Source organism: Microcoleus sp. C2D2 (assembly GCF_036702495.1).
In the GTDB taxonomy this organism is placed as follows: domain Bacteria; phylum Cyanobacteriota; class Cyanobacteriia; order Cyanobacteriales; family Microcoleaceae; genus Microcoleus.
Genome location: NZ_JAUBTO010000264.1, coordinates 1 through 5,927, shown reverse-complemented (window position 1 = coordinate 5,927; position 5,927 = coordinate 1). Strand labels below are relative to the sequence as shown.

Annotated in this window: 6 protein-coding genes; 5 read left to right on the top strand and 1 reads right to left on the bottom strand. The window is 45.0% G+C overall.

Annotation, left to right across the window (positions count from 1 at the left end; translation table 11 throughout):
• The first annotated feature begins 365 nt into the window (after positions 1 to 365).
• The 5 genes from QUB61_RS37305 (at position 366) to QUB61_RS37285 (ending at position 4,449) form a co-directional block, all read left to right on the top strand.
• Positions 366 to 905 (top strand): DnaJ C-terminal domain-containing protein, encoded by a 540-nt coding sequence (locus tag QUB61_RS37305; protein ID WP_333190398.1) that lies wholly within the window; start codon positions 366 to 368, stop codon positions 903 to 905.
• Positions 902 to 1,210, top strand: a complete 309-nt coding sequence (locus QUB61_RS37300) for a chaperone modulator CbpM (RefSeq protein ID WP_333136212.1) — start codon at positions 902 to 904, stop codon at positions 1,208 to 1,210. Before QUB61_RS37305 ends, QUB61_RS37300 begins: the two co-directional genes overlap by 4 nt.
• Before the next feature lie 203 nt (positions 1,211 to 1,413).
• Positions 1,414 to 2,376, top strand: a complete 963-nt coding sequence (locus QUB61_RS37295) for an aldo/keto reductase (RefSeq protein ID WP_333136214.1) — start codon at positions 1,414 to 1,416, stop codon at positions 2,374 to 2,376.
• A gap of 30 nt (positions 2,377 to 2,406) precedes the next feature.
• Positions 2,407 to 2,610: a hypothetical protein gene (locus QUB61_RS37290; RefSeq protein WP_333136216.1), complete on the top strand. Its 204-nt coding sequence runs from the start codon at positions 2,407 to 2,409 to the stop codon at positions 2,608 to 2,610.
• Between the two features lie 540 nt (positions 2,611 to 3,150).
• Positions 3,151 to 4,449, top strand: a complete 1,299-nt coding sequence (locus QUB61_RS37285) for a PQQ-binding-like beta-propeller repeat protein (protein WP_333136218.1) — start codon at positions 3,151 to 3,153, stop codon at positions 4,447 to 4,449.
• A gap of 417 nt (positions 4,450 to 4,866) precedes the next feature.
• Here the strand turns inward: QUB61_RS37285 and QUB61_RS37280 are convergent, their stop codons facing one another.
• On the bottom strand, positions 4,867 to 5,739 hold the full coding sequence (locus QUB61_RS37280; RefSeq protein ID WP_333136220.1) for a transposase: 873 nt from the start codon (positions 5,737 to 5,739) through the stop codon (positions 4,867 to 4,869).
• Between the last annotated feature and the right edge of the window lie 188 nt (positions 5,740 to 5,927).

The window sequence follows — 5,927 nt, the reverse complement described above, 5'->3', positions numbered from 1 at the left end:
TTTATATTCTACCATGCTGTGCCTAGATTGTGAACCTTCTTTTTTGCTGTTACCCCGATTTATTGAGCGGATACATTAAATCGTTGTGTGAACGGTATGGATTGATCTACAAAGAGCAAGAAGAAAGTTACACGTCTAAATCTAGTTACTTGGATGGTGACGATCTGCCTATTTACAATGCCGACAAGCAAACTACCTACCAGTTTTCTGGCAAGCGAATTAAGCGTGGATTGTATCGGAGTAAGCAAGGACATTTGATTAATGCGCTCCGCACAAGGCGCGGCGAATATTGGTAGAAAAAGTAAGCAGAATGGTTTTACCGGACTGTCTAGAGGCTGTTTGGCGCAGCCGTTGCGAATTAAGGTCTGTTAGGCTTTACTTCTCAAGAATCCCCGTGCGTTCACGCCGGGGAGTGTCAAGGAGTACAGAAGCGGCTGCAACTAGACGATGAAACGATTAATGTGCGAATTCCACCAGGGGCTAAACCTGGAAGCCGCATCCGTGTCAAGGGTAAGGGTCGTCCCAGTCCTTTCTCGCAAGCTAGGGGAGATTTGTACCTGACGATCGAACTACTGCCCCATCCATTTTTCCGGTTTGAAGGTGATGATATTGTCACTGAAATTCCGATTAGACCTGATGAAGCAGTATTGGGTTCTCAAATAAAAGTACCAACGCCTGACGGCAGTGTCACAATGAGCGTTCCCGGTGGTGTTCGTTCTGGGCAATCTTTGCGACTGCGAGGCAAAGGATGGCCCAAACCTAAGGATGGGCGCGGCGATCAAATTGTCAAGTTACAGATTGTATCTCCTAAGGATATAAGCCAGATTGAGCGTGACTGCTATGAAAAAATTCGTGCTAATAGCAGTTTTAATCCGCGTGCCAATTTAGAGGAGGTAAGGCTATGAACGAGGTGAGTCTTTCACGGGTAGTTGTTTCACAAGAGGGCGATCGCCTTTATTCATTTGAGTATGCAGCTAGAGTGACAGAAACCTCTGTTACTCTAGTGGAAAACTTTATTGAGATGGGATTAATTGAAGCAAGGGGTTCGATGCTGCGATCGCGCGACATCGGTCGCATCAGCCAAATTCAGCGCTTGCGTCGGGATTTGGGGCTGAATTTAGTGGGAGCGGCAATGGTTTTAGACATGGCTCAGGAAATTGCACAGTTGAAGGCACAGTTGAAGGCACACCAGTCACAGCATTTATTATAGGAAAACTCCAGAGGGAGGAGGATACCAGGTAGCACTAATAGCGATCGCATAACGCCTCAACTCAACCAAGTAGTTCACACCTCCTAAATTGCCAATACTCAGTTCTAGTGTGTCTCTAGCAAGATGTTGTAAACGTTTGCTTGCGTTTGAATTTGCTTATAGCTATCTGCACTTAAGCAATAGGTGCAAAAAAAGGAGAATAGATGTCAGAAAGTACGTCAAACTCAGAAATGGTATACCGAACTCTTGGCAGCACAGGAGAGAGGGTTTCTGCGATCGGATTGGGTGGTTGGCACATCGGATTGAAGTATGTTGATGAGCAACTGGGTATCCGGATTGTTCGCAGTGCGATCGACCGCGGCATCACTTTTATGGATAACAGTTGGGATTACAACGGTGGAGTCAGCGAGATTCGCATGGGGAAAGCCTTGCGCGATGGCTACCGAGACAAAGTATTCCTGATGACGAAAATCGACGGTCGCTCGAAGAAAGATGCCGCAAGACAGCTAGACGAATCACTGCAACGCCTGCAAGTTGATTGCATCGATCTCGTCCAGCACCACGAAATCCTCCGATTCGAGGACCCGCCTCGAGTTTTCGATCCAGAAGGGGCAAATGCCGCCTTAATTGAGGCGCGGGAAGCTGGCAAACTCCGATATATTGGCTTCACCGGACACAAAGACCCCCAGATTCATCTGCATATGCTGGAAGTTGCAGCCAGTTATGGGTTTAAGTTTGATGCGGCTCAGTTGCCGCTGAATGTGATGGATGCACACTACCGAAGCTTTGCGAAGCTGGTTGTGCCAGAACTCGTTAAACAGGACATCGGCATTCTTGGCATGAAAAGCATGGGAAACGGGATTTTGTTACGGTCAAATACGGTAACGCCAATTGAGTGTCTGCACTATGCGCTGAATCTACCTACATCGGTTGTGGTTACGGGGATTGACAGCATGGAGATTCTCGATCAAGCGTTTGAGGCGGTGCGGACGTTCCAGCCCATGAATGACCAGGAGGTGCGATCGCTGTTAGCAAAAACGGCAGAAGCGGCATCGCGCGGCGAGTTTGAGCCATTCAAAACCTCATCAATTTTCGACAGCACTGCCCAGAATCTAGATTGGCTGGGAGAGGAACCAGAGCGCATTCAGCAACTGATGCCAACGTGATCGCAGAACACTCTACGGTGAACCAGTCTAGTGCGGAGTCCGCGATCGCTAATCGGCATCAACACCATCGAAGAATTTGGGGAATGGGATAAAGTCTATGCGATCGCACAGGAAACGATGCAGCAAGGGAACGGTGCTGCACGGCAACGGGACCTGTACAAGCGCACTGGTTCATTAGAGGATGTGGTTGATTTTGTTGTTCGAGAGACTGCAAAAGGAACGACGGCAGTTTAGAAGTTAAGCTGTCGCGCATTTAAATTGTATATTCAGGGCGGGCGGGACGCCCACCCCACAAGACTTTGATTTTTTTTTGACATACAGTTTAAATGCCGCAACAGCTTAGACAGGCAAAGGGCCGAGATTAAAGCGGTGCATGAGCCTAGACTTTCTAATCGCTATGGCACAGGATTTCCGGGGATATAGCGGTTCGATCGCGTGGTGAGGTATGGGGGCGAGTCCTATGCCTATGCCCACGGAGGCCACGGAGGCCACGGAGGCCGCGAGAGCACCTCATGTTACTGAGAAAGGCTATACAAATGTTTTAGTCTATTCACCTTGAAATGAGTGGGGCGATCGCTCATTGCTTTATCTTCAAATCGGTCTGGTGTGTTACATTCCACTGATATACACTGCAAGCTTAGCGATCGCACCGCTCCGGTAAAGTTTTCGTAAAGATTCCAGAGTTGCTCCCAAAAATCCAGAGGCAAGCCAGAGAAAAGTCTATATTGGTATTAATCTAATACCAATTTAGAGTTATAATCGGGGGTTGTTGGAATGCTTAATCGCAAAAAATTTTCAATTATATTTATACTTTCGCTAGTTGCGATCGCTGCTACGATTAACAACTTTAAAACTCGTGAAACTTGGAAAGTTATTGAGCTTGGGCGAATACATCAGTCTGTGATTAACAGATTCATATTTAGCCCAGATGGAAAAATAATTGCTACTTCTAATGACCGCGAAGTGACTCTATGGAATCTTGAAGCGGAAAAAATTCGGACATTATCATCTGATACAACAAAAGCTAAAATCAAGAGTTTCGTATTTAGTCCAGATGGGCAACTGATAGTAACTGCTAGTAATACTGGAGTGACTCTGTGGAACACTCAAGGAAAGCAATTGTGGACATCACCCTTCATAGCTCAGGATTCTTATATTCCAGTTGTATATTTTCATCCTGATGGGAAGATGATTGTTGCTCTTGGCAACAAGGAAGTGAAACTCTGGAATCTTAACGGTGAGGAAATTCAGACTCTTCACCACAAAGAAACAATTCAGGCTTTCAGATTTAGCTTAGACGGACAAACTATTGCTACGCTTAGTCTTCAAGAGGTGAAGCTTTGGAGTCGCTCTGGGGAGGAGCTTCAGATTCTTAAGAGAAGCGGTATGACTACTCCTTTGAGAGTTTCTAGTAAAGGTTATGGCGGGTTTGAATACGTTAATTTTAGCCCAGATGGAAGAACAATCATTACTATCGATAGTGGCAACGTAAACTTATGGAGCCAAGAAGGAAAGTTACTTAGAAATTTATCAACTTTAATGGCTTTCGATGTCGCACCTAATTCAAATAATACTGCTATCTTAACCTGGCATCCTGAAGGGGCTAGACTGTGGAATTATCAGGGGAAACTGCTATATTTATTTGAACATATTGATAAGTCTTATAGTCAGGGTATAAGTTGGAGTCCGGATAACCAGATAGTTGCTACGGCTGGGTCAAACGGGGTAACGCTCTGGAATGCAGAAGATGGAAAGAGAATTCAAACTTTGCCTACAATATCCTTGTGGCGTATTATTATATCCTTGCCGAGTTTACTTGACGATATAGACAATTACTCTTGCGAGGCTGTTTCTTTTAGCTCTAATGGCCAGATAATTGCTGCTGTATGTAAATTTTATAGTACAGGTATTTTCAAACATGGGCTGAGGTTGTGGATCCGAGACGGACAAGAACTTTGGACTCCAGATGAAAATGGATATGACAGTTATGTTTTTAGTCCAGATAGCCAAACGCTTGCTGTTAAGCATAAAGGTCAGCTAATTTTATTGAAATTAAGTGTAAGGAAGAGATAGATTTGAATTGTTGGCTACGGGAGTTTAGGCGTTAGTGCGATCGCATATCCTATAAATTGCGTTTCCTGCGTCAATCCAACATCTGCTTTTTGCCAACATTTATACCATGTCTGCGATCGGGCAGCCAACTTTGTAGGTTAGGTTGAGGAATGAAACCCCACTCAAGGTTTGTCTGTTGGGTTTCGCTACTTAAGTGCTTATAAATTCGTGGCAAGAGCCAACGCTATTTACCTTAACGTGGGCGTCATTCCTTTTGTGTTCATTCAATACTTCGGACAGTTTTTGATTGCCAACCGTAGAATAAGGGTTTCAATGCTCCAAGGCAAGTTCCCTACCAACGGAAAATCGAGGGTTTCAGACGGCGAACTAAAAACTGTCTGGACTATTGTTCATTGAGAGTTGTTGACACTCCCCTGGCTAAAGCCAAGGGGATTCTTGTTTCGCAGAATCGACTTGCTGATGCAGAATTACTTCAACATCGGTAGCGGTCAATTCTCCACAAGCGTTCAGATCTAAGATCCGAGTTCCGACGTGCCCCGCCGTACTCAATCCCCGACTCAGGATATTTCTAGCTGCATTATGGTCACGATCTAACACGCATCCACACTGACAAACATGGGTTCGCGTTGATAGACTTTTCTTAACAACTGTTCCGCAGCTAGAGCATTCTTGACTTGTTCCATTGGCTGGCACGGCAACTGTAATTCTTCCGAATACTTTACCGAAATATTCCAGCCACACTCGGAACATATACCAAGATGCGTCGTTAATCGATTGGGCTAGACAGTGATTCTTCACCATATTTTTAATCCTCAAGTCTTCGTAGACTACACAGTCGTTTGACTGGATGACACATCTTGCCAATTTCACAGCAAAATCTTTACGTTGTCTACTTATTTTGAGATGATGCTTTCCTAGAATCACTTTAGCTTTTTTCCTATTTTGCGAACCCTTGACTCGTCTTGAAAGTCGTCTTTGGGCTTTTTGGAGCCTGCGCTTTCCCTTGCGAAGAAATCGCGGATTTTCAACTGTAACGCCATTGGAGTCTGTGTAAAATTCTTTCAATCCCACGTCTAATCCAATGGCACTGCCCGTGACTTCAATCTTTTCAGAACGGTCAGATTGAATGCAAAATTGGATGTAATATCCATCTGCTCGTTTTACCAAGCGTACTCGTTTGATTTGAGTAAGCTGATAAAATGTAAGTCCCGCGTTCCTTTTAATTTGAGTTTTCCGATCTCCTTTTTGTCGGTAAAAATGATGGACTTTCGGTCTGCTGCCAGACGCCACCCGGTCGTTTTGTATTCGGCTGAGCGGTTGTCTTTCTGGAATTTTGGAAACCCCTTTTTCCCCGGAGTCTTCTTTTTACAGTTGTCGTAGAATCTGGCGATCGCCGACCAAGCTCTTTCTGCGCTCGATTGTCGAGCCATGCTGTTGAGTTCATCGCAAAACGGAAATTCTTTGGCTAAAACAGCGCT

Coding starts and splice junctions, on each gene's coding strand:
- QUB61_RS37300 (WP_333136212.1), top strand. CDS start 902: ATGAACGAGGTGAGTCTTTCACGGGTAGTTGTTTCACAAGAGGGCGAT.
- QUB61_RS37295 (WP_333136214.1), top strand. CDS start 1,414: ATGTCAGAAAGTACGTCAAACTCAGAAATGGTATACCGAACTCTTGGC.
- QUB61_RS37285 (WP_333136218.1), top strand. CDS start 3,151: ATGCTTAATCGCAAAAAATTTTCAATTATATTTATACTTTCGCTAGTT.